Source organism: Sporomusa malonica (assembly GCF_900176355.1).
GTDB lineage: Bacteria > Bacillota > Negativicutes > Sporomusales > Sporomusaceae > Sporomusa > Sporomusa malonica.
Genome location: NZ_FWXI01000004.1, coordinates 254,672 through 277,525 on the forward strand (window position 1 = coordinate 254,672; position 22,854 = coordinate 277,525).

Here is a 22,854-nt window from a genome sequence, read left to right on the forward strand (position 1 = left end):
AAGAAAAAAGCACCTATAACCTACCTGATAAGTAAGTTATGGGTACTTTCTATGCATCTTAGACTATGTCCTGCTAAAATTTACACATTCTAACAAAATCTTCATTTTGTCCTTCCCACGGCGCAGAAGCGTCCACAGCCACGGTTTTGGATGTAGACAGTAGTACCATCCTCATCCTGCACAGCCATACAATCTCCTACCAGCTCCGGCACTGTCACCTTAAGCAGCTCTGCCATTCTAATAATAAGCCCATGCCCAGGCCGCCAGCGATTGGCCTCATAATGTTCAATAGCGCCAGTTGATACGCCGATAGACTCTGCCAGTTGTTCCTGGGTCATGCCGCACCGCTCACGCAAAGTACGAATTTTCTCGCCGATCATAATTTCCCCTCTTTATCATAAGAGTAATGATTAGACTCGTTAGATTACTCAAAACCTAAATTTTCACAAAATAAATAGCCGGTACAAAACTACAGGCATAAGAAAAAAATCCTTGCCTCATACCTTCGTACCGGCCTACCCAACACCAAGCCTACGCCTTGTGTCCTGTCCTCCAGCATCTATGGTTGATATTTTTTATCTCAGATAAGAAAAACTGTTGCAGAATCTACTTATAGTATTATCCGCTCTTTTTTTCCAAACACCTGAGTTTTTTTTCAAGGTTGTCTGCCAGAATATATATTTCCACTCGTTCTCCGGTTTTGGTGCTAATGTCGCTATGGCTGCTAACAACCTTACATTCTGTAAGCTTTGCAACCAAGTCTTCAGCGTCATCACTAAATGTTTCTCTCAGTATCTGGCGCATTTCTTTTACCACCTGCCGTCCTTTATCAGTCTTGGCCAGATGGGTTTCCTCTACCGTGAGTACTCCCTTGAACCGGATGAGTACCATATCTTCAATAATATAAGTCCGGGTTTCAACAGGCCCCCGTCCTACCAGGCTACGGTGGAGTTTTATAAACGCGTCACTGATGGCCGCTTCCAAAACGGCTTTTTTCTGGAGCATTCCGTACCTCCCAAACCTCCCGCCAGCACCCTTGCCGGCTTAGGAAAAACAAAAAAGACCCTACAGGTCTTACGACCCCTTGCTTTGGCCTACGAAGTTAGCTGACGGGTAGGATGGCAAGAGATAAGACATCCCTTCTGCTAAGACAGAATTAACCCCAAAAAGTGGTTCCTCCGCTTCCGTATATGGAACTCGGCCTATTATTCTTATTATTTAACTATACTCCCAGAATTAATAAAAAGAAAGCGCCAATTATCGTAATGCAAGCCACGCCCAGTCATTAGATAGGCAATAGCACACATTGCCTATCTATCTCTCAGGTTATCTCTGTAATTCTTGCCTTTCCTAGGAATTTCCGAAGACAACTCACTAAGTCTCCGCCCGATTCAATCTCAAGATTTTAAATGTGACACGGCTCGATATACATGCTATCCATATAATACTTATTGACTGCCATTCCGTGCGCGGTTTTACATGGCAAGCCAGGCAAACCCCTGCAGCAACCTCCTCAGTGCTCAACTTCTGGTATTCAAGCTCTAATAAACTTTACTTATTTCCATCCCCTTCATTCTGAAGGCTGTTTCTATTTCCTGAACATGACTATGCCCATTTGTCTCCACAGTGACCTCCAGCTGGGCCTGCTTAAACCGATCCAAGACCTTAGAATGATTATGGTCCAGCTTAATGACATTGGCATGCACATCTGCCAGAATTTGAGCAACACGCAGCAGTTCGCCAGGTTTGTCTGGCAGAGTGACAGTAAAGCAGAACAGCCTGCCTCTGGCGACCAGCGCTCTGTTTATGATCGCCGAAATAGTGGATATATCAATATTACCGCCACTAAGCAGACATACTATGTTCTTGTCTTTTGACTGCAGCTTTTTGAGCCCAGCCAGTGACAGTACCCCTGCACCCTCAGCAACCATTTTATGTTTTTCCATCAATAGTAATATTGCATCAATGATATCGAAATCAGAAACTGTGACTATATCATCCACAAACTGTTTGATAAATTCAAAGGTTAAGATACCTGGTTTTTTGACAGCAGCGCCATCTGCCATGGTGTCTACCTTTTCCAGCGTGCTGATCCGGTTCTTTTCCAGCGACTGTTTCATACAAGATGCGCCCTCAGGCTCCACCCCGATAATTCTTATACTTGTCTTTAGCATCTTTGCGGCAAACGCCAGTCCGCTGATTAAGCCGCCGCCCCCAACCGGAACCAATATTTCATCAACATCATTAAACTCCTTAAGAATTTCCAATGCCAATGTTCCCTGACCAACGATTACATCCAGATCATCAAAGGGATGAATGAACACATAATCGTTTTCTTCTTCCATTTCTCTTGCCTTCTTATAGGCATCATCATAGGTGTCGCCATGCAAAACAACGTGAGCACCATAGTTTCTGGTGGCTTCAACCTTTATAATCGGTGTAGTGGCTGGCATGACCAAGGTGGACTTGGCACCAAGCAGCTTAGACGCATAGCCTATTCCCTGAGCATGATTACCGGCTGAAGAGGCAACAACCCCTCTTCCCTTCTCCATCTCACTTAGCTTGCTAATCTTATAGTAGGCCCCGCGGATTTTAAATGCACCTGTTACTTGTAGGTTTTCCGGCTTGATAAATACTTGATTTCCTGATTCATTACTGAAAACAGGGCTTGCAATCAGCTCTGTCTTGTGTAAAACAGGACGCAATTGCTGTTCAGCAAAATAAACATCCTCAAGCGATATTGATGAGTTCGGCAATTTAAAAATACTTTTGTTTAATTCAGACATAAGATCCTCCCTAAAATGAAAATAAAAACTCGTCCTTGATTTCTAATCAAGGACGAGTAAAATACCCGCGATACCACCTTATTTGCATAGCAATGCCACTCTTCGGTTCAATCAAACCTAAGCCGATTAACGCGGCTAATCCGGCATCTCTTACTCAAATTTCAGAAATGCAGTTCTGGAGTGATTTTCCTCCAAATGCTTGTTATCGGCTTTCACCAAATGCCGACTCTCTGCAAACGTACACTCAGACTACTATCTCCATCATTACCATTATTGTTATGCTTTGTATACATTGTACCATTGTTTTCTCGGAGATGTCAATTGTTTGTATTTTTATCATTCAGGTTGTCATATGACTTAATTAACGCGTCAAATAACTTGTTTTTTGTTCATTTTACCATTCAACTGACTCACCAGACCTATCCTCTTGAGTCACCCACTGATTCACATACAGCTACAAAACTCTTTCACCTAATAACGACCCGATAAGGGCCACCGCAACTCTAGCCGTCTGATTCCTTTTATCAAGCACGGTGTTGACTTCCACAAATTCTGCACTTGTAACAATATTGGCGGTTGAGATAAGTTCCATGGCTAGATGACTTTCACGATATGTCAGTCCACCAAAGACAGGGGTTCCAACCCCAGGCGCATGTAAAGGGTCCATGACATCCATATCAAAACTGACGTGAACGCCATCTGTACCATCTGATACAAGAGCGATAGCCTCTTCCATGACCTTGGCCATGCCCATGATGTCAATCTCATGCATGGTGTATACGGTAACCCCTAGTTCTTTCAGGAGCACCTTTTCCCCAGGATCCAAATCCCTGATACCAATCATAACAAAATTTGCCGGGTCAAGTTTTACACCCCGCCCTCCGACTCCTGTCAGCCGTTCGTGGCCAATCCCAAAGCTTACCGCTACCGGCATGCCATGAATATTACCTGTGGGCGAGGTTTCAGCCGTATTAATGTCGCCATGTGCATCAAACCAGAGCACTCCCAGCTTCTTTTTATGCTGCAATACACCAGACATGGTTCCGATAGCGATGCTGTGATCTCCTCCCAGAATCAGAGGAAAACATCCTTTGCCAATTTCTTCTGCTACCATATGGCATAGCTCAGTGTTAACCCTTTCAATCTCATCCAAATATTTCAGTTTCGTTCCATCCACATAGCAGGAATCCGGCCTGGTAGGCAAAATATCGCCCCTATCGTCCACCTCGTAACCAAGTTCCTGTAGTTTTTCCCGCACCTTGGCATAGCGAATAGCGCTCGGCCCCATATCGACTCCCCGGCGATCGGCTCCGAGATCCAGTGGCACACCGATAATAGAGACGCGATTATTGATCATCGAATTCATAGGGGGAGCCCCTTTCATTTATGATTTAATGTATTTGCTCAAAATAATACCATACCACACATTCCAGAGACAAGACTAAAATGCTTGGCGCATTTAGTTATTTATCAGCAATAGCGTGTGCCATAATCATTATGCTCTTTATTGCAAAGTTACATGACATTTACTTTTGAATATGTAGTTTTCCTTCTCTGCCATATATAAATAAAAGTAGGTTCCCAGGCTGGGGATAAAGAAAACACGGCTTGCGCCGAGCCTTAGCGAAAGCGGAAGCCGATGTTGCCCTTATCCAGACGGAAAGTTATACTTTCTAACAGGACAAGAAAATCCGGCAATACCTTATGTAAGGTATCGCCGGATCACATTACCAGAAATAGCCAATTATCATTGAATCAAATTCCGTTTTCACTGCAAAAAGATTCCATCTTCAAACGAATGTCTTGGGCAGTATTCATTTGCAAGACATCTTCCAGCAACCTTCTGCACTTTTCCAATTCAATCTGGTTAATTGTATGTTTAACTTTTCTAATCGCTGTCGCCGACATACTTAATTCATCTAATCCCAAGGCCAACAGCAAGGGCACTGCCTTAGGATCCCCGGCCATACCGCCGCACATCCCTACGAATTTCCCTTCAGCATGAGCAGCAGTCACAACATTTTGGAGAAGACTGATGATGGCTGGATTAAAATGGTCGTATAAATAATCAATTTTCTCATTCATTCGATCAACGGCCAACGTGTATTGAACAAGATCATTCGTACCTATACTAAAGAAATCGACCTCTATAGCAAATTGCTTTGCCAAAATGGCAACAGACGGTACCTCTACCATAATACCTACTTCGATTCCCTCATCAAAAGAATTTCCTTCCGCTCTAAGCTGTTCTTTGACTTCTTCTACTATGCCTTTGGCAATTCTCCATTCCTCAAGACAAGATATCATTGGGAACATTACTTTTACCTTACCATAGGCGCTAGCCCGCAAAATTGCCCGTAATTGTGTTACAAAAAGTGGCTTCTGATCAAGACAAAGCCGTATGGCTCTATACCCCAAAAACGGGTTCATTTCTTTAGGGATCTTCAAATAAGAAAGTTCTTTGTCACCACCAATGTCTAAAGTACGAATGATTACCGGCTTATCACCCATAACCTCGACAATATCCCGGTACACTTTGAATTGCCTTGCTTCGTCCGGCAAGCTGTCTTCTGACATATATATAAGCTCGGTTCTTAGCAAGCCTATGCCTTCGGCTCCTTGTTCCACAGCATATAGAGCATCTGTTGCCGTACCAATATTAGCCCCAATCTCAACTCGATATCCGTCCTTGGTAACAGCTTCCTTGGATGCATAGGCCTCTAACGCACTTTCGTCGTTAACTTCTTTAGCCATTTTCTCCGAATAAATACGAATCGTATCTTCCTCAGGATTAACAATACAAATACCACTCGTACCGTCAACGATAATGGTTTCACCGTCTTGAATTTGATCAAGCCCCACACCAATTCCAATAACAGCAGGAATGCCCAAAGTCTTGGAAAAGATGGCCGTGTGTGAAGTTTTACCGCCTTTTTGCGTAACAAAAGCGTGTATATACTTTTTATTAAGCTGTACGGTATCGGTAGGTGCAAGATCTTCTGCAATCAGGATAACCGCTTCACGAATATCTCCCAGGTTTATGCCTTTGGCACCAGTTAAAGCTGCCAACAACCGGTTGCCAACGTCTCTTACGTCAGCAGCCCGTTCCCGCATATATTCATTTGGCATATTTTCAAAAATTGACATTACTTTTTTCACAATTTGATCAGCTGCTTTTTCGGCTGAAAACATTTTTTTACTAATTAGTTTTTCCATTTCAGGGCAAAAACTAGGATCTAGCAAAAAGCTTTTCTGAGCCTGGATAACACCTGCTTTTTCAGCACCAACCGTCTGCTGTGCCTGCTCAATAAGTTGATTAATTTCTTGAACGCATATTGCTTTCGCATCTGCTAGCCGTTTTATTTCTCTGGCAACATCCTCTACCGAAACATTCCCAAATTGCTGATTATGAAAACTATGATCATATCGGATTACTTTCCCAATCCGAATTCCTTCTGAGACCCCAATGCCAGATAATCTGATTTCAGCCATAGATTTTCACCTTTCAAAAATTATTCCTCGCCAAATTTACTGTTAACCAGATCAAGCAACGCATTTGCCGCCATTTCCTCATCTTCACCGTTGGTCTCAATTATAATTTTTGACCCATATTCAAAGCCCATAGTCATTAACCCCAAAATACTTTTGCCATCGGTCTCCATGCCATCTTCATTTCTAACCGCAACGTTGGCTTTAAATTCGATCGCCTTTTCCATAAATAATTGAGCTGGGCGAATATGAAAACCAGTCTTATTTTGCAGAATTCCTTCCAAAATCATCATACTGCGCCTCCTATAAGGATTGCAGAACTTCATAAAGTTCTGCCGATGAATTTATCATCAATAACTTTTTCCGAAAATCCTCATGGATTAGTTTCCTGGATAAAGCAATCAATATTTTCATATGCTCGTTGCCGGCATCTTTTTCCGGCACACCAATGAGGAATACAATTTGCACTGGATTTCCATCTAAGGAATTCCACTCAACAGGCTGTGCCAATCGAGCAAATGCCAAACCGGCAGAAGCAACACCACTGGATTTACCGTGAGGAATTGCCACTCCAAAACCAATACCTGTTGACCCTTTTTGCTCTCGTTCATTTACTGTAGCCAAGTAGGCATCCTTATCGCTCACGAAGCCAGCCTTTTCCATGCCATCAATCATTACCCTCAAGCATTCATCCCGGCTTGACGCATCTAGCTCCAAAAAAACAGTTTCATCTTTAAGAATGTTTAAAATCTCCACAACATTACACCTCCTGCTATTTGAAAATCACTTCTTGCGTTGTTCTCCTGTTAGAAAGTATAACTTTCCGCCTGGATAAGGGTAACATCGGCTTCCGCTTTCGCCAAAGGCTCAGCGCAAGCCGTGTTTTCTTTATATTTATTCACCTTTAAGCAGATATTTTATTCTTTTTTACTACACTGATTAGTAATGCCGTCACTACTGTTCCAGCCAGTATAGAAAGTACATACATGGCCAAATTGCCCACCGCATTTGGAATCAGGAGTACAAAAATTCCGCCGTGTGGCGCTCTCAACGTAGCCCCTAACGCCATTGATAATGCACCGGCAACTGCAGAGCCGACCATGATCGAAGGAATGATACGGAAAGGATCGGAGGCAGCAAACGGAATGGCCCCTTCTGTAATAAAAGAAATGCCAAGAACTCCCGCTGCCTTGCCAGCCTCTCTTTCTTCAACGGAAAACTTTTTCGGTGCAAGCACAGTAGCCAACCACAAGCCGAGGGGAGGTGTCATTCCTGCAGCCATAACAGCAGCGATAGGTCCATATAGACCACTTCCAAGCAGCCCGACCGCAAATGTATAAGCAGCTTTGTTTACCGGCCCCCCCATATCAAAGGCCATCATTGCCCCTAAAAGCAAGCCCAGCAAACTTGCATTCCCGGTACCAAGATTGGTAAGCCAACCACTAAGTCCGTCCATAATGGCTTTTACCGGGCTGCCAATCACATAAATCATTAGTAAGCCAACAATCGCACTGCCAAAGAAGGGTATAATCAATATTGGTACCAAGCCGGCAAAATTTTTCGGCAGCTTAATATTATCTTTCATCCATTTTACAACATAACCTGCCAAGAATCCGGCAATAATCCCCCCCAGAAAGCCTGCTCCAATCTTAGATGCCAGCATCCCACCAACGAGTCCTGGAGCAAGACCGGGCTTTTCTGCAATCGAAAACGCAATAAAGCCAGCAAGGATCGGAACCATCAGGGCAAACGCCGCGCCGCCGCCGATATCCATCAGTGCCGCCGCCAATGTTCCCTGCTGTTTGAAGGCTTCGATGCCAAATATGAATGAAACAGCAATCAGCAAGCCACCAGCAACAACGATGGGCAGCATATATGACACACCAGTCATCAGGTGTTTATATGGTCCCGTTATTTGAGCTTTTCTTTCTTCTTTGCGTTGTGCTTCCTGGTGAATAAAATCAGGGGTAGAAGGCTTCATGTTTAAGGCTTCGTCAATAACACCCTTGGGGTCTTTAATGGCTTGCCCAATAGCAACTTTTACAACTGGCTTACCCGCAAAACGGGATTCTTCCACATCTGTAGCCGCAGCAATAATAATTACATGGGCTTCAGAAATGTCTCCTGCAGTTAATTCATTTTCAATTCCCACTGCACCTCGGGTTTCAATCTTAATCTCAACGTTTTTTTCTTTGGCCGCTTGCAACAAAGCCTCAGCAGCCATGTACGTATGAGCAATACCTGTCGGACAAGCTGTAACCGCTAAAATCCTTTTCATCTCAAATCCCCCTTTATTTTGTAATTGCTGAAGTTACATTCTTTCGACTTGCACATTATTCAAAAACTGTTTGACTTCTACCAAGGAACATACCTGTGTGCCCGGTTTTGAAGCCGTTACCGTTCCTGCGGCAGTAACCCACTGAGCTGTTTCTGCTAAGGAATGCCGACTTAACAGAGAATAGACCAACACTGCAACCATTGAATCCCCTGCCCCAACTGTACTTCGGGGTACTATAGAGCCAGCCCTTACTCGATATGTTGCCTTTTTGTCCATTACAATGGCACCTTGAGCCCCCAGGGAAACAATGATAATCTCAACTCCTTTTGTCAAAATTTCTCGGGCAGCATGAATAATGTCCTGATCACCTGTCAATGTATGACCTGCTAATTTTTCCAGTTCATGTATATTGGGCTTAATTGCAAAAGGCACTGCCTGTATCCCTTCAAAAAGAGCCTCATCATCTGCATCCAGTATGGTTTTTACACCTTTACTTCTAGCGATTTCCGTTAATTCCCGATAAATACTACCCGCTACTTGAGGCGGTAAGCTCCCGCTTAAAACTAAATAGGACGCTTCATTCAGAAGTTCAGAAAGCTGATTCTTAAAAACATTCATTTCAGCTTTCCCTACTGCAAAACCGGCCTCATTGATTTCAGTTGTAATATTGGAACAGCTATCAACCACTTTCAAATTTGTTCGTGTTTCACCTGGTACAGTCAAAAAACTGGCATTTATTCCTTCTAGAGCCAGATATTGCAACAAGTTTTGCCCTTGAGAGCCAGCAATCAACCCTGCAGCATTAACATCTATGCCAAATTGGTTTAAAACTCTGGCAACATTAATCCCTTTGCCTCCCGGATCCATTCGCATACTTTGTACGCGATTCAATCCGCCAACGTCCAGCTTATCAACAACCACGGTCTTATCAATTGCAGGATTCAAGGTAACCGTAACTACATATGGTTTCAAACTAATCTCCTCCTACGGGGTTACTATATAAACATTAATTCCTGATTCTTCCATTTCTTTAATCATATTCTGTGTTACTTTATCATCAACGATACAGGTATCAATTCTTGATACATCAGCAAACTTAGCAAATGCCAACTTCCCAATCTTTGTATGATCTGCTAATAAAATAACCTGTTTAGCTATATCAATCATCTTGGTTTTTGTAGCTGCTTCAACGATATTCGGGGTTGTCAGCCCTTCTTTCATATCTAGTCCGTTTGTTGCTATGAACGCCTTGTCTACACGTAGCCTGCTAAGAGTTTGTTCTGCAATCGGACCGACCATCGCCAAGGTATTTTGCCGCAGCGTTCCACCGGTAATAATAACCTCTATTCCTTCATTTCCCTGCAGCTCCTGAGCTAAAATAATCGAGTTAGTTACAACCTTTAAGTTAGAAAACTTTTTCATCTCTTTAGCTAAATATGCGGTTGTAGTTCCTGAATCAATTACTAAGGTATCTCCATCCTCAATAAACTCTGCTGCCTTTCTGGCAATACTTTCTTTTTCTTTTCGGAACTTATCTTCTTTTTCTATAAAAGTCGGTTCAAAATTGACATTCTCTAGACACACAGCGCCCCCATGGGTTCTTTTTAAGAGTTTAGCATCCTCTAACTCCTGCAAATCCCTTCGAACTGTTGATTCCGAGACTTGAAATATTTTACCAAGTTCTTGTACAGAAGCCCTTAAATGCTCCTGTAGATATTCAACGATCTTAAGCTTGCGTTCTTCCTCATATAACATTTTAAAATCCCCACTTTTTTTTAACACGATGATTCTTCCGTGATTATTTATGATCATTTATGATCATTTGTTATTGTATATGATTATATTCTGATTATTCCCAACTGTCAATATCCGATCTATGATTATTTTATTACAATCTTCATTTCTACCTTTCGCCGTTACCAATGATATGGTTCTTCCATTTATCTCTACCAGTGTGAAAATTATTAGAATTGCACAGGTACGGTTCTGCAGAATTATTTTCGCAACATAATTGCCCACGATTTCTACTTACATAAACTGAAAAACTCCTGCCAAATCAACAAAATTTAGCAGGAGTTTTCGGCCCGTTATGCTATTGTCGCTACAATAACAAGCCCAGAAGCATTTAAACGGGTTGAGGCCATCTTTCCCGATGCTGCCACAAACATACTGTGTTTTGATTAACTATATAGAATCCAAATTATCATGTTTCGTTTTCAAACATGCTCGTAAAGCGAGGAGTAAGTCAGTTGATTTGCCAGTCTCGCCTAAAAATTAATACATGTATTATTGCAATCAACAATATATTTTCTACATTTTCCTTGAAATCTGTTTTCAATTAAGCATTCTATATCGGTCATCGCCTTGATAAGAGAAGAGTCTTCCTTATCATCAAATCCGACAAGCTGGAAAAAAATATTTTTACTGTTAATCGTTGTTTTACCCAGTTCACTTTGTCTCCAAATCCACTTTCTTGTCTGAACGACATTTCCGCTGGTAAAAATCAGTTCGCCTTCATCAACCTTCTCATATTCCGTAGCACCAAACGGAAGGAATATATCTCCACTCTTACTATGACGAACTTCAAGATCTGCCTGGATATCAGCTAAATCATGGGCGCCAAGGGATATACCTTGTTCAATGGACACAGCGTTGCATAAATCAACCAGGGCATTAATTACCGGCAATTGGCCTCCCTTAACGATCCTCTTGAACATGGCTTCCACCGAAGGCGGAAACTTATTGGGGTTAATGCCGGCTTGCGTCATGAATTCTCTATAGAAAGAAACACTCTGCAGTTCTCTCACATTATCGGCCTGAATTCTTTCACGCATCTTGCTCTCGGCGGCTCTTAACCGGTCTTCATCATCTTTCGTCGTCTCCGAGTTCTTTAGGTTATCGCCTATCAATATGCCAAACTTAATGTTCGAATTAATGGCAAAGACTGCTGTATCTACAGTGTATCGCATAAAACAGCTCCTTTTCGTTCTATTCTCCCTTAATTATACATGATAATGTATAATTAAGGGAATTATATCAATATGACGGTGAAATCTCAACCCCTTTAAAATACGATTCCCTGGCGAGACGGAAGCATACACGCTAGCGCGTGCATACTTCCATCCCACCCAGGGAAGAGAGTTACAACAGAGATATAAGAATCCCTCATATTTACATTATTATACACACTAGCAGCTATTCGGCTAACGCTTCCATGCCTGCCTTAAATGCCTTAATATTTACGTCCGCGGTACTTTCTTTCACATTTTTTCGAATAGCAGCTTCCCAGTCAATATTAGTTAGATTCATACCCTTTACTAAAGCACCAAATAATACAATATTCATGGATTTGGCGTTTCCCAGACTCTCGGCAATTTCACCAGCTTTTATCACAGTGGTTTTTACCTTGCTCTTAATGATTTCCAGTACGCCTTGGGGATATTCTCTTTTCCCCATCAGAATCGGGGCGGAGGGAATCTGGTAATCATTTATTACCGCAACCCCCTTGGGATTTAAATATTCCAACCAGCGCAGCGCTTCCATTGTTTCAAAAGAAATCAGGATGTCAGCTTCTCCCCTGCCCATGAGCGGCGAGTGCACTTTTTGGCCATACCTAACTTGGTTGCTGACGCTGCCGCCACGTTGAGCCATGCCGTGAACTTCTGACATTTTCACATCATAGCCGGCATCCATTAATCCGGTAGATAAAATCTTCCCTACAAGGATTGTACCTTGGCCACCTACGCCTACCAATAATATATTTTTAACATCTGCCATGCTATTCACCTACTCTCGTAATGGCCGTAACAGGACATACCTGCAGGCAAACTTCACAACCAACACATTGTACCGGGTTAATTTTTACTTTCTTGGTTTCATCGTTGAACTGTAGTGCCGGGCAACCCGTGTTGATGCACTTTTTGCAGCCAATACAAGCATCGGCATCTACTTTACAGGTCCCCAGGTATTCGCCAAATTCCGATTTATCTCTCACAGATTGTTTCTTAAGAACGCAGGGCCATCTGGTAATGATGACCGACGGCTCATCAAGGGCCAGTGCCCAGTCTAGTGCTTCTTGGACTTCAGCGAGCTTTAATGGATTGACGGTTTTGATGTGGTCTATACCAAGTGCTTTCACCACATCGGCGATTTCGAGCGCTTTGGTTGGCATCCCCTGCAGCGTAAAGCCTGTTCCTGGATGATCTTGATGACCAGTCATGCCAGTGATCCGATTGTCAAGGATGCAGGTAATCGTATTACTACGGTTGTATACTATATTCACAAGGCTGTTCATCCCTGTATGAAAAAAGGTTGAATCGCCGACCGTAGCCACAACCCGCATTTTTTCGTCAGCCTTGTTAAACACTTTTTGTGCACCATGCCCGATGCTCGGAGCACCGCCCATGCAAATACAAGTGTCCTTGGCATTTAATGGAGGGGCATTACCCAACCCGTAACAGCCAATATCTCCTGAAATCATAATGTTTTTCTTCTTACCAAGTTCATAGAAGAAACCTCTGTGAGGGCAGCCGGCACAAAGTACCGGTGGTCTGTGAGCAACACTGGAACCGTCATACTCTATTAACGTTTTTTCTTTTCCCAGCAGGGCTTTGGCAATCACTTCAGGGCTTAATTCGCCCATTTTGGGAATTTTGGCTTTGCCGACGCATGCGATTCCGGCCGCGTTAAGTTGCTCCTCAATATACGGCTCCAGTTCTTCAATCACATACAGGGTTTCTACCTCAGCAGCAAACTGTTTAATCTTTTTAATCGGCAACGGATAAGTAAAGCCGAGTTTTAAGTAGGATGCTGTATTGCCAAACACCTCTTGAGCATACTGATAAGCAACGCCAGAAGCAATAATACCTACTTTTTTCTCATTCCACTCGAAATAGTTCAGATCTGTTTCATTGGAGAAGTCAGTAAGCTCCTGAAGTCGTACTTCTAATTCCATCCGCAGTTTTCTGGATACCGCGGGAACCAAGTCGAATTTTTGTACATTTTTAACGTAAGGCTTTTTATCTATCTCTTTACGTTCGCCGATTTCGACCAGGCTCTTGCTATGACATACCCGTGTAGTCATTCTAAACAGTACTGGCGTACCATACTTTTCGCTAATTTCAAAGGCCGCCTTAACCATATCCTTTGCTTCCTGGCTGTCACTCGGCTCCACCATTGCAATCTTGGCAAATTTGGCATAATGTCGATTATCCTGCTCATTTTGTGATGAATGCAGCCCAGGATCATCAGCACTAACTAGAATCATACCACCATTGACTCCTGAATAAGCAAAGCTGAATAGTGGGTCAGCCGCAACATTGACGCCGACCATTTTCATAGCCGCCAGCGCCCTCGCTCCTGCAATGGATGCACCAATCACACTTTCCAAAGCAACCTTCTCATTGGGAGCCCATTCAGCAATAATGTCTTTTTTATATTCAGCAATGTTTTCGAGTATTTCGGTGCTAGGGGTTCCCGGGTAAGCTGCCGCATAAATCAAGCCCGCCTCATAGGCCCCTTGCGCCACCGCTTCATTGCCGGTTAGCAATTTCTTCATATTTAACCTCCGTATGTCTATTGAGTTTTTATGGGGTTAGAAATGGCTTTAACTGGGTAATTTGTGAAACAAGTTTATTGTTTGGCCCCTGCCAACAAGCAGGCCAGGGCTATTGAATAGAGCTTTGCTTCAGCTGAATCGGCCCTTGACACCATAACGACAGGATGGGTTGCCCCGATGACGACACCGGCATTTTTGAAATTGGCATAATGGATTAATGCTTTACTGAGAATATTACCGGCTTCAATGTTTGGAATCATGAAAATATCGACGTCGCCCGCAACTTCGCTAGTTAGTCCTTTGTGTTTGGCGTGTTCAGCATTTAACGCCACATCCATGGCGATTGGCCCCTCGACTATGGCCGGGGGAAATTCTCCCTGCCTGTACATATCCGCCAAGGCTTTAGCGTCAACGGTAGCCTGGATCTTGGGATTAACGATTTCACTAGCTGCCAGAACTGCTACCTTCGGCCGTTCAATTGCCAGCACGCTTGCCGCCATGATTGCGTTAACTAAAATATCTTTCTTTTCCTCTTGGTTAGGAGCAACGTTCATTCCACTGTCGGTCAGAAAGATTAGTTTTTTTCCGCCGGGAACTTCATAGACCGAAAGGTGACTCAGCAAGCGTCCTGTTCGGAGCCCTACCTCCTTGTTAACAACGGCTTTTAGAAAATCGCTGCTATTAACCAACCCTTTCATTAAAATCTGGGCCTTACCCGTTTTTACTAATGAAACCGCAGTCATTGCCGCCTTGCTGTCTTCAGGCTCATGTACAATCGGCGTATCACTTGGCAGACCAACCTCGCCAAGTAACGGCTTTATAAGGTCGGCATCGCCAACAAGGATAGCCTGAGCCAAGCCGGCAACCTGGGCGGCTTTGACTGCATGCAGTACATCCTTATCCTGCGCTGCCGCCACACTAATGGTCTGCCGGCCAGCCCGCTTAGCTTTATCCAATACTTCCATAAAGTTGCGAAGCATAAAAAGTTACCCCCATATCATTGATAAGTTTGTGCTTTTTCCTCGCCTCTAAGCACCCTTAATGCTCCCGCAGCCAATGATTCCAGTTCTTCCTCACCTGGCACAACAACTACCGGGGCAATAAACTCGACCCTGTTGCTAATGGCTTTGACGATACGTTCGGAATGCGCGATTCCGCCGGTAAGAATTATTCTGTCTACTTTTCCGGCCAAGACGGCTGCCATAGCACCAATTTGCTTCGCCACCTGATATGCCATGGCGTCAAGTACCAGGTTAGCCTGCATGTCGCCGGCGGCTGCCGCCGCCTCTGCCTGCCTGGCATCTTTCGTACCAATATAAGCAAACATGCCACCTGAGCCCGAAATTTTATCAAGCATTTGTTTCTCCGTGTACTTTCCTGAATAGCAAAGTTTCGCTAACTGTCTAGACGGTACTCCACCACAGCGATCAGGAGAAAATGGCCCTTCCTCCTGAGCATTATTGACGTCGATCATTCGACCATTTTTGTGAGGAGATACCGAAAAACCTGTCCCGAGGTGAGCCACAACAAAATTAACCTCATCATACTTCTTACCCATTTGACTAACCACACTGCGGGCTACAGCCTTAGAATTGAGGGCGTGGGATAGACTGATTCGCGGTAGGTCTGGTAAACCGGAAAGCCGAGCCACTGGCTCCATTTCATCGACAGACACAGGGTCTACGATATATGCCGGTATGCCGAGTTGTTTTGCCAGAGTATTCGCTATAACCGGACCAAGATTTGAGGCATGTTCGCCTCGCTCAGCCTTTTTCAAATCTTCTACCATCAACTCATTGACGGCATAAGTACCGCCTGCCACCGACTTTAGCAAACCGCCCCTGGCGACGACGGCATTTAACGTTTCTAACGGAATAGCCGCTGCTGTTAACTCAGCCAAAATTAAATCCAACCGATACAGGTATTGATCACAGACTCGATCAAAGTTCATCAGGTCCGCACCTTGATGTTCGAGTGTATTTTTCATCAATTGTTTTTCGCCATCAAATACGGCAAACTTTGTAGATGTAGCCCCAGGATTAATTGCCAGTATTCTCTCCATTAAGATGCTCCTTCGTTTTGGGTAATAGCAAACAACTTCCTCGTCGCCCAGTCATCAGCCTATCTAGCCGCCGACGAGTTTACGAAATTTCCGCCATCTTTTCAAGGTCGGCAGCGGTTGTTGTCAATTGTTGTATAGCGTCTGAAATTTCTACAGTGGCGTCCGCTTGATGTTTGCCCATTTCGGCAATTGCGGTAATGGTCCCAACCACAGATTGTGTTTCGCTTTGTATTTTTTGCAATATTGTTTTTATATCTTTCACCGATTGTGAACTATTAACTGCCATTTTTCGAATTTCATCGGCTACCACGGCAAACCCCCTACCCTGCCCCCCTGCTCTAGCGGCCTCTATGGCGGCATTTAAACCAAGCAGGTTAGAATTATCGGCCACCTCACTAACGAATTTCAATATCCCATCTGTCCTGCGAATTTCTGCCAAGACAGTTTCACCACCGCTTTTTACCCTATTTAGCTCTACAGCAAGGCGATCTGCGCTTGCGGCCAACTCTTCAGCAGTTGCAAGCATCTGCTCAGCAGTTGCAGCGATTGACTGAGCAACATTGTGCAGTGAGTCCTGCATATTCATTGATGTTCCTAAACTTACAGTCCCAGAAAGCGTCCCGTCATCCTCAAAAATCGGTTCGACAATTACCTTCAGTTTTACACCAAAGAATTTTTGTGGAATTACTCGCGACACTCTCTTTTGGCTAGCAAGGCACTCTGCTACTACCCCGCTGGTAAGCACTGTACCGATCTTCATGTCAACGTGGTAGGTACGGGCAGGAAAAAATTGAATGACTTGGCTTTCAGCATTCGTCACTACTGCATGACAATCATAGGCGTTTACTTTACAATAGGCCTCTGCGGCAGCAACCGCCGCTTCTAATTTTTTCATAGATTTCTCTCCCAAACTATCCATACTTGCACCATAAACCCGGATATACTATCGCAGGAATCCGGCAACTTACTCCGCACCCTTGCAGCAGTCTTGAGAAAACCAAGAAGATGGGCTGGTGAAAGAGAAGAGGACAGACGACATCCGTCCTCTCATTATAGACTGTAGCTATTCGCCTAACTAGTGACCGCGCTTGATAGCTCTTTCAGCCATCGGCAATTCTTTAAGGCTAATAGCACAAATTACAGATACGAAGGTAATGGCCGCAGCCACAAGAAAGAGGTCCTGAAGACCCTGGTGCATACTGCCTCTGACGATGTCAACAACCTGCCGGAATACCTCCGCACCATTAGGTCCAAGAGAGGAAAAGGAGCTTTCCAGACTCTTCATTGCAGCCGGATTTAGCAAAATTCGCGGGTTATGGATAGCCGCATTCTGCGCCGTTGTCAAGGACGCAACCAATTCCGGAGTAAGCTTGGCCTGGAGGGCCGAACTAAAGCCTGAGTTCAGTACCGAGCCAAGTAGTGACGGAGCCAGTGCAAGGCCCAATGCTGAAAAATAATATAACGTTCCAGCTGCCTGCCCTGATTCCTCCGGTTTGAGGCCGTTAAGGGCCGCAATGGGATTAACCGCAGGCATGAAACCGCCAAAAGCCATTTGGGCAGCTAATAACACCGTAAGATATAAGATACTGACGCCTGGCTCTACATAGCTGAGCAGTACCAGTACGATCACGCTTGACGTAGGTCCAAGGATAAGCAGCCACTTATAACGCTTGGTCTTGCTCATCAACCAGCCGGCAATCAGGCCTGCCGCAATTCCACAGATCTCTCTCGGTGCCATTATCGCTCCGTGGACGGTTGTGCTAAGCCCCAGAACTCCCTGGTTGAATAACGGTACATAAATCATGACTCCCAAGAGAGAAAAGGCCATGCCAACAGACACCAGGGCAGCCGTGACGAAAGGTCTGTTTTTTAGCAAAGCCGGTGAAATGAGGGCATGTGGTGTCCGGCTCTCATGCTTATAAAAGACCACAAACATGATAAGGGCAAAGGCAATTAAGCTCATATTCACCGGTGTTCCCCACTTGTATAGCGACCCCGCCCAGGAGAAAGCCAGCAAGAGAGGAACTGTTGCCATTGCCAGCAGCAGCGAACCGAGGTAGTCTATCTTGGGTTTAGTCTGGCTGCACACATTAGGTACAATAAAGTAATCGAGGACTAGTGCAATTACAGCCAAAGGTACCGGCATGAGAAAGGCTGCTCTCCAACCAAACGTATCCGTGACCCAGCCGGCTGTGACAGGAATCAAACTGCCGGCCAAACCAACCATCACAGTTGTCCAACCGCTGTACTTACCCCTGTCTGCCGGCGCAAATAAGTCGGCGATGAGCGCGAATGTAACCGCCTGAATACCGCCAGCCCCGAAGCCGACGATGCCTCTGGCCACAATAAGCATAGGAAAACTGGTGCTGAATGAGCATAAAATAAGACCTGTCATGATGCTCCCCAGCATGATCATAAATATATTTCTGCGCCCATAGGTATCTGACAACTTACCCCAAATCGGTGCCATACACGTCGCAATCAACATGTTAATTGTGAAGACCCAGGAATACAACTGCATACCATCAAGTTGTCCGGCGATACGAGGCATGATGTTTGTTACCAGAGCCCGATCGACATAGTAGATAGAATAACTTAGCAAGACACACACAAAAGCAAATATTGCCTTACCATCGTTCAGTCGCTCCCACGGATTCTGTTGAATAGCCGCGGGTTGCTGCAAAGGGTTCTCTGAATTAGTACTCATGTTTCACCCTCCTTTTGCGTACTAATGACGTATTGACCCGAAAAACAGTTTCAATACATAGTCACCAATCTTAACCACGCCGTTTTAGATCAAACCTTACGGCAGATAAACACCTTGGCTCCTCAAAGTTTTTTGAAGTGCCTTAATGTCAACCTTCCTTGGCTGTACATTGGAATCTAAGGCAATCGCGGCGGCGGCTCCGGCTGCTTGCCCCAGAGTGATGCAATGAGGGATGAGGTTGGTCCAGTTGTTTGCCTCCACATCCGAAGAGAAGCATCTTCCTGCAACCAACAGGTTATTTATTTTCTCTGGAACCAGCGCACGATAAGGTATATGCGTAGCAGATTTTGACACTGACAAATCAATGGCCGGTACTACAGAAATTACGTCGTCATGTTTCTTGGTTTGTTTAATGTCATCGTAAATTACTTTGTACTCACCTTTCAGTCTTCTACTGCCCCTCGTTCCGACTTGCGGTGCCGTATCGTGGAGGAAACTGCTTTCATTGAAACCTGGTACTTCTTTTTTTAGATAGTCAATTACTGGAAGAGCTGTTCTTCTAACCTCAAACTCGACAGCAGTCAAATCCTTTACCTTGAGGCAATCTCTACCAGGTATCCAGTTGTTTACCCACATGACATCATTTCGGGGTGTTGGAAACGGCAATGTACGGAAACCTGCTATTTCGTGAATTTTTTGAACTTTTTTCGCCCAATCCTCCGGCTTTGCAGATTTGTACTCCGCGAAGGCTTGGAAATCAACATTTCCTATTCTGTAAACAAGAGCCATCATACAATTTCTAATATCTTTGTTTGGATCTAAATCGAATGCTGCGCCCGCCGATGCAAAAATGTCTCCGTCACCAGTGCAGTCAATTACTATTTTTCCTAATACAGCTTTTCTTCCTTCTTTACTTTCGAAGACTACACCTGTCACTTCGTCATCTTTAACTAAAGCTCTACATCCCCAACTATGCAGATAAACATCCACGTTGGCTTCTTCAACCATTTCGTTTAGCACAATCTTAAGAATTTCCGGGTCAACATAAGCCCCATAGCAAATTAGGTCCGCCCAGACGAACGAAAAGTATTTTTTCCATAAGTTAATTAGTTCAGGCTTACTGCTGCCAACATCTTCTTTACTTGTGCCAATAACACCACCAGGCTTTTTGGCGAGCCGCTCCAGCCACTCAACATTCATCCCGGCCTGCTCAATTTGTGAGCCAGTACTTAGATGAGGAATTAAAACTACGATCCCGCCGGTTGCCATGCCACCAAGATGGCCATACCGCTCCAGCAGCACAACTTTTTTCGCTCCGCTTCTTCTTGCAGTAACGGCTGCGGCTATCCCTGCAGGTCCACCACCAACTACTATTACGTCAGCTTCTTCTACTACAGGTATGTTTTGTGCTGGTTCTAAAATTGCTTTTTGCATAAAAACGTCTCCTCTTCACAAAATCGAGTCTATCTGCTCGCACTGCTGCTTCTATTAGTTTTTTGACACACAATCGTACTGATTCAATCTATACCTAGGTACGATTATTTTATATACCTCGGTATATTTTAATAGAAGTACTCAAACTTCAACGCATATGTTTGATCAAGTTTCGAGCCATTTAATCCGCTAGTTAACGACATGTCTTTAATTTTGAAATTTTGATAATCCATACTCATGATCATATTCTTAGCTAAGACTTTCTGATAGGCTAAATAGAGAACGTTTACGTTGTCAGTACCCTTCGTATAGGGATTATAGTCACCCCAGCCACTGCCAATTGTATTTTTAGTATAGGAAGTACAAGTAGTATCAAATCCGCCTGCATTTGTAGGCAGCGTTCCTGCATCAACACTACGATAAGAAACCATCCAGGCGTCTGTACCAGGCTTCCTGTAATCAACCATGTTCAGGATAGGATAGAATGCGCCCCAAGGAAGACCATTGCCAATTTGTACCGCCCAGCCTTTGGGGTTATGTGGCACTACACCGGTAGGGTTACTAAGGTCAGAGGCTATGTATTCACCAAGCACATTAAGATTTCCCACTTTACCGACCACAGAAACATCCCAACCCTTTGATTGAGTAAAAGAACCGGACGTAATATTCATAGTCGACTGATCAGTAACAATATCCGACCACCAGGCAGCTGTCTTCAAAGTCCAAGCCTTATCCAACTTGAAGGCCAATTGCCCCGAAGTCACGGTATTAGGGTCAGACATCGCTTTAGACAGCGCTACTGGCGAACCGGGATATTTGATATTACCGACGAAGCCTGTAAAATCAGTACTCTTACCTATTTTTTTGGTTACCTTGATATTATCAGCCCCCATCGGTTTGCCGAACAAACCATTACCAAAGGCATCTAGCGGCGAGCGGCCAACCCGAACGGTATCCATGCCCAAAAGACCATTTTGGAACGTAAGGTTGGCAATATCCAGGTACATATCCGAACCATTAGCATACTCGGAGTTACCAAATTTGGTTGGCGATGTGGCTAAGCGGGCTTTCCAGTTGACACCCGCGCCAATTGTTCCATTGAAATTGATGCGCTGACGCCAATCAAACTGGTCAGCTGCTTTCAGCCGATGATAACCGGGCTGTGCGGGATTATCAGCCCGATAGGTGATACGGGTTTCGCCACCAATCCAACTGTTAGTCTTTTTCTCCACTGCTTTCACGCGAACGTTCAAGCCTTCCAGTTCGCTTGCAAACTCTTTAGCCAACTTTTCGATCATGGCTTTCTGCTCGGCATCAGCCTTATCGGTTTTGGTCATGATTCTGGCTACGATAATAGCCATTTCATACCGAGAAATAACCTTGTCACCGCGATAGGTGCGATCACCATATCCGTCTATAAAACCTGCTTGTGATAACTTGCTTACTGCATCGTAAGCCCAGTGTTTCGCCGGAACATCAGTAAATGGGTCGGCTGCAAACACCGCACCAAAAATACCCATTGTAAAAATAATTATCAGCACTAAAATAAGTGTCTTCTTCATACTTACCTCCTGTTATAATTATTTATTACCCTAGCATATGGAAAGAGTTCTTTAATCCTCCTTTCTAAGTCCGTCCCATTCCAATCCTTGAATATTAAAAGAACAGCAACCTCCTTCCTTAATTCACAATGATAGATTGAAACTGCAAATCCTGATTAGGCAATCCATCGTTTGCACAGAATATTAAGAAAAATACCGCGGTATCTAAAGAATAGCATACCTCGGTATTTTTTGTCAATTGTATTTTGATTATTTTCTCTTGTCTTAATTGGTTGTTTATTCTGTCAATGCTTAAGGTTATAATCTTTTATTTATCCTTTTTATGCCTTTTATGTTAAAATAATGGGAGAGAACATTGCGTATTGCAAAGGAGACTTCAATGAACTGTAATATGAAATCCATGGAGAAAAAACATAAAATTTTCACTACCGCTTTATTGCTTTTTGAAAAGAAAGGATATGATAACGTTTCTATAAATGAAATCTGCCATCAACTAGGAGTAACCAAAGGTGCCTTTTATCATCACTTTAATTCGAAATCAGATATTTTGATCCTTAAGTACAAATTGGCAGCGGAAGCACTACTGAATTATTATCAGACAATACTTAACGAACCACCTTTAGATAAGCTTAGAAAAGTAATAAACAGATTCATTAATTATCCCAGTACCACTTCCCTTGAGGAAATGAAAAGCTCATTTAAGGTGCAGATTGATTCCCACTATCAACATTTTGTTGGTGATAGTACTGTTCAAAAGTCAATACTATTGGAAATAATTGCAGAAGGGCAAGCAACCGGTGACATTAGAAATGACTTCCCTGCCGAACAATTGGCCGAAATTATTATCAGATATAAATTCGGATTATATATTGAATGGTGTATCAACGATGGAAAGACAAATCTCCAGGCGGTTGGCACAAAGGATTTTGATGCCATACTGAATTTTTTTTCCGAGAACTCATGAGTGCAACATTGGCAA

General features: G+C 43.8%; 20 protein-coding genes, 1 riboswitch and 1 other annotated feature. Of the genes, 1 reads left to right on the plus strand and 19 read right to left on the minus strand.

The features are described from left to right. Positions 1–101 precede the first annotated feature (101 nt). From B9A22_RS06420 to B9A22_RS06510, 19 genes are all read right to left on the minus strand, one after another. A complete protein-coding gene (locus B9A22_RS06420) occupies positions 102–380 on the minus strand; it encodes a helix-turn-helix domain-containing protein (RefSeq protein ID WP_084574878.1) in 279 nt (92 codons plus the stop codon). Positions 381–618: 238 nt separating this feature from the next. Further along, complete coding sequence (locus B9A22_RS06425) at positions 619–1,005, minus strand: Na-translocating system protein MpsC family protein (protein WP_084574879.1); 387 nt, start codon at positions 1,003–1,005, stop codon at positions 619–621. A 71-nt stretch (positions 1,006–1,076) separates the two neighbouring features. Further along, positions 1,077–1,213: riboswitch (cyclic di-AMP (ydaO/yuaA leader) on the minus strand. A 328-nt stretch (positions 1,214–1,541) separates the two neighbouring features. After that, positions 1,542–2,786, minus strand: a complete 1,245-nt coding sequence (gene ilvA / locus B9A22_RS06430; protein ID WP_084574880.1) for a threonine ammonia-lyase — start codon at positions 2,784–2,786, stop codon at positions 1,542–1,544. Between the two features lie 45 nt (positions 2,787–2,831). Continuing rightward, positions 2,832–3,060 (minus strand) — a binding site (T-box leader). A 180-nt stretch (positions 3,061–3,240) separates the two neighbouring features. Further along, a complete protein-coding gene (rocF, locus tag B9A22_RS06435) occupies positions 3,241–4,152 on the minus strand; it encodes an arginase (RefSeq protein WP_084574881.1) in 912 nt (303 codons plus the stop codon). A 389-nt stretch (positions 4,153–4,541) separates the two neighbouring features. After that, a complete protein-coding gene (gene ptsP, locus B9A22_RS06440; RefSeq protein ID WP_084574882.1) occupies positions 4,542–6,278 on the minus strand; it encodes a phosphoenolpyruvate--protein phosphotransferase in 1,737 nt (578 codons plus the stop codon). Between the two features lie 20 nt (positions 6,279–6,298). After that, the gene (locus B9A22_RS06445) at positions 6,299–6,568 is read right to left on the minus strand and encodes an HPr family phosphocarrier protein (protein ID WP_084574883.1); all 270 of its coding nucleotides are present in this window, start codon (positions 6,566–6,568) and stop codon (positions 6,299–6,301) included. A 10-nt stretch (positions 6,569–6,578) separates the two neighbouring features. After that, entirely contained in the window at positions 6,579–7,031 is a 453-nt protein-coding gene (locus tag B9A22_RS06450; RefSeq protein ID WP_084574884.1) for a PTS sugar transporter subunit IIA, read from the minus strand. Positions 7,032–7,179: 148 nt separating this feature from the next. Continuing rightward, complete coding sequence (locus tag B9A22_RS06455) at positions 7,180–8,553, minus strand: fructose-specific PTS transporter subunit EIIC (protein WP_084574885.1); 1,374 nt, start codon at positions 8,551–8,553, stop codon at positions 7,180–7,182. Between the two features lie 33 nt (positions 8,554–8,586). After that, positions 8,587–9,525 carry a 1-phosphofructokinase gene (gene pfkB, locus B9A22_RS06460; RefSeq protein WP_084574886.1) on the minus strand — a complete coding sequence of 313 codons (939 nt, stop codon included), beginning with the start codon at positions 9,523–9,525 and terminating at the stop codon, positions 8,587–8,589. Positions 9,526–9,537: 12 nt separating this feature from the next. Beyond that, positions 9,538–10,365: a DeoR/GlpR family DNA-binding transcription regulator gene (locus B9A22_RS06465; RefSeq protein ID WP_217805893.1), complete on the minus strand. Its 828-nt coding sequence runs from the start codon at positions 10,363–10,365 to the stop codon at positions 9,538–9,540. A gap of 455 nt (positions 10,366–10,820) precedes the next feature. Further along, on the minus strand, positions 10,821–11,522 hold the full coding sequence (locus tag B9A22_RS06470) for a B3/B4 domain-containing protein (protein WP_084574888.1): 702 nt from the start codon (positions 11,520–11,522) through the stop codon (positions 10,821–10,823). Between the two features lie 226 nt (positions 11,523–11,748). Continuing rightward, positions 11,749–12,330, minus strand: coding sequence for an indolepyruvate oxidoreductase subunit beta (locus B9A22_RS06475; RefSeq protein WP_084574889.1), 582 nt, complete (start codon positions 12,328–12,330; stop codon positions 11,749–11,751). Between the two features lies 1 nt (position 12,331). Continuing rightward, positions 12,332–14,110: an indolepyruvate ferredoxin oxidoreductase subunit alpha gene (gene iorA / locus B9A22_RS06480; RefSeq protein WP_084574890.1), complete on the minus strand. Its 1,779-nt coding sequence runs from the start codon at positions 14,108–14,110 to the stop codon at positions 12,332–12,334. Between the two features lie 74 nt (positions 14,111–14,184). Continuing rightward, entirely contained in the window at positions 14,185–15,090 is a 906-nt protein-coding gene (locus tag B9A22_RS06485) for a bifunctional enoyl-CoA hydratase/phosphate acetyltransferase (protein WP_084574891.1), read from the minus strand. A 17-nt stretch (positions 15,091–15,107) separates the two neighbouring features. Next, positions 15,108–16,172, minus strand: coding sequence for a butyrate kinase (gene buk, locus B9A22_RS06490; RefSeq protein WP_084574892.1), 1,065 nt, complete (start codon positions 16,170–16,172; stop codon positions 15,108–15,110). Positions 16,173–16,251: 79 nt separating this feature from the next. Then, positions 16,252–17,067: a methyl-accepting chemotaxis protein gene (locus tag B9A22_RS06495; RefSeq protein WP_176215418.1), complete on the minus strand. Its 816-nt coding sequence runs from the start codon at positions 17,065–17,067 to the stop codon at positions 16,252–16,254. A gap of 180 nt (positions 17,068–17,247) precedes the next feature. Beyond that, complete coding sequence (locus B9A22_RS06500; protein ID WP_084574894.1) at positions 17,248–18,879, minus strand: MFS transporter; 1,632 nt, start codon at positions 18,877–18,879, stop codon at positions 17,248–17,250. A gap of 96 nt (positions 18,880–18,975) precedes the next feature. Beyond that, positions 18,976–20,313, minus strand: a complete 1,338-nt coding sequence (locus tag B9A22_RS06505; protein ID WP_084574895.1) for an FAD-dependent oxidoreductase — start codon at positions 20,311–20,313, stop codon at positions 18,976–18,978. Positions 20,314–20,441: 128 nt separating this feature from the next. Continuing rightward, complete coding sequence (locus B9A22_RS06510) at positions 20,442–21,875, minus strand: S-layer homology domain-containing protein (RefSeq protein ID WP_084574896.1); 1,434 nt, start codon at positions 21,873–21,875, stop codon at positions 20,442–20,444. A 379-nt stretch (positions 21,876–22,254) separates the two neighbouring features. Between B9A22_RS06510 and B9A22_RS06515 the strand changes: the two genes are divergently transcribed. Next, positions 22,255–22,839, plus strand: coding sequence for a TetR/AcrR family transcriptional regulator (locus B9A22_RS06515; protein WP_084574897.1), 585 nt, complete (start codon positions 22,255–22,257; stop codon positions 22,837–22,839). Positions 22,840–22,854 lie beyond the last annotated feature (15 nt).

What these genes read in the sequence shown, in the direction of transcription:
- B9A22_RS06420 (WP_084574878.1), bottom strand. Translation starts at nt 380, where the DNA reads ATGATCGGCGAGAAAATTCGTACTTTGCGTGAGCGGTGCGGCATGACC.
- B9A22_RS06425 (WP_084574879.1), bottom strand. Translation starts at nt 1,005, where the DNA reads ATGCTCCAGAAAAAAGCCGTTTTGGAAGCGGCCATCAGTGACGCGTTT.
- ilvA (WP_084574880.1), bottom strand. Translation starts at nt 2,786, where the DNA reads ATGTCTGAATTAAACAAAAGTATTTTTAAATTGCCGAACTCATCAATA.
- rocF (WP_084574881.1), bottom strand. Translation starts at nt 4,152, where the DNA reads ATGAATTCGATGATCAATAATCGCGTCTCTATTATCGGTGTGCCACTG.
- ptsP (WP_084574882.1), bottom strand. Translation starts at nt 6,278, where the DNA reads ATGGCTGAAATCAGATTATCTGGCATTGGGGTCTCAGAAGGAATTCGG.
- B9A22_RS06445 (WP_084574883.1), bottom strand. Translation starts at nt 6,568, where the DNA reads ATGATGATTTTGGAAGGAATTCTGCAAAATAAGACTGGTTTTCATATT.
- B9A22_RS06455 (WP_084574885.1), bottom strand. Translation starts at nt 8,553, where the DNA reads ATGAAAAGGATTTTAGCGGTTACAGCTTGTCCGACAGGTATTGCTCAT.
- B9A22_RS06465 (WP_217805893.1), bottom strand. Translation starts at nt 10,365, where the DNA reads ATGATCATAAATAATCACGGAAGAATCATCGTGTTAAAAAAAAGTGGG.
- B9A22_RS06470 (WP_084574888.1), bottom strand. Translation starts at nt 11,522, where the DNA reads ATGCGATACACTGTAGATACAGCAGTCTTTGCCATTAATTCGAACATT.
- B9A22_RS06475 (WP_084574889.1), bottom strand. Translation starts at nt 12,330, where the DNA reads ATGGCAGATGTTAAAAATATATTATTGGTAGGCGTAGGTGGCCAAGGT.
- iorA (WP_084574890.1), bottom strand. Translation starts at nt 14,110, where the DNA reads ATGAAGAAATTGCTAACCGGCAATGAAGCGGTGGCGCAAGGGGCCTAT.
- B9A22_RS06485 (WP_084574891.1), bottom strand. Translation starts at nt 15,090, where the DNA reads ATGCTTCGCAACTTTATGGAAGTATTGGATAAAGCTAAGCGGGCTGGC.
- buk (WP_084574892.1), bottom strand. Translation starts at nt 16,172, where the DNA reads ATGGAGAGAATACTGGCAATTAATCCTGGGGCTACATCTACAAAGTTT.
- B9A22_RS06495 (WP_176215418.1), bottom strand. Translation starts at nt 17,067, where the DNA reads ATGAAAAAATTAGAAGCGGCGGTTGCTGCCGCAGAGGCCTATTGTAAA.
- B9A22_RS06500 (WP_084574894.1), bottom strand. Translation starts at nt 18,879, where the DNA reads ATGAGTACTAATTCAGAGAACCCTTTGCAGCAACCCGCGGCTATTCAA.
- B9A22_RS06505 (WP_084574895.1), bottom strand. Translation starts at nt 20,313, where the DNA reads ATGCAAAAAGCAATTTTAGAACCAGCACAAAACATACCTGTAGTAGAA.
- B9A22_RS06510 (WP_084574896.1), bottom strand. Translation starts at nt 21,875, where the DNA reads ATGAAGAAGACACTTATTTTAGTGCTGATAATTATTTTTACAATGGGT.
- B9A22_RS06515 (WP_084574897.1), top strand. Translation starts at nt 22,255, where the DNA reads ATGAACTGTAATATGAAATCCATGGAGAAAAAACATAAAATTTTCACT.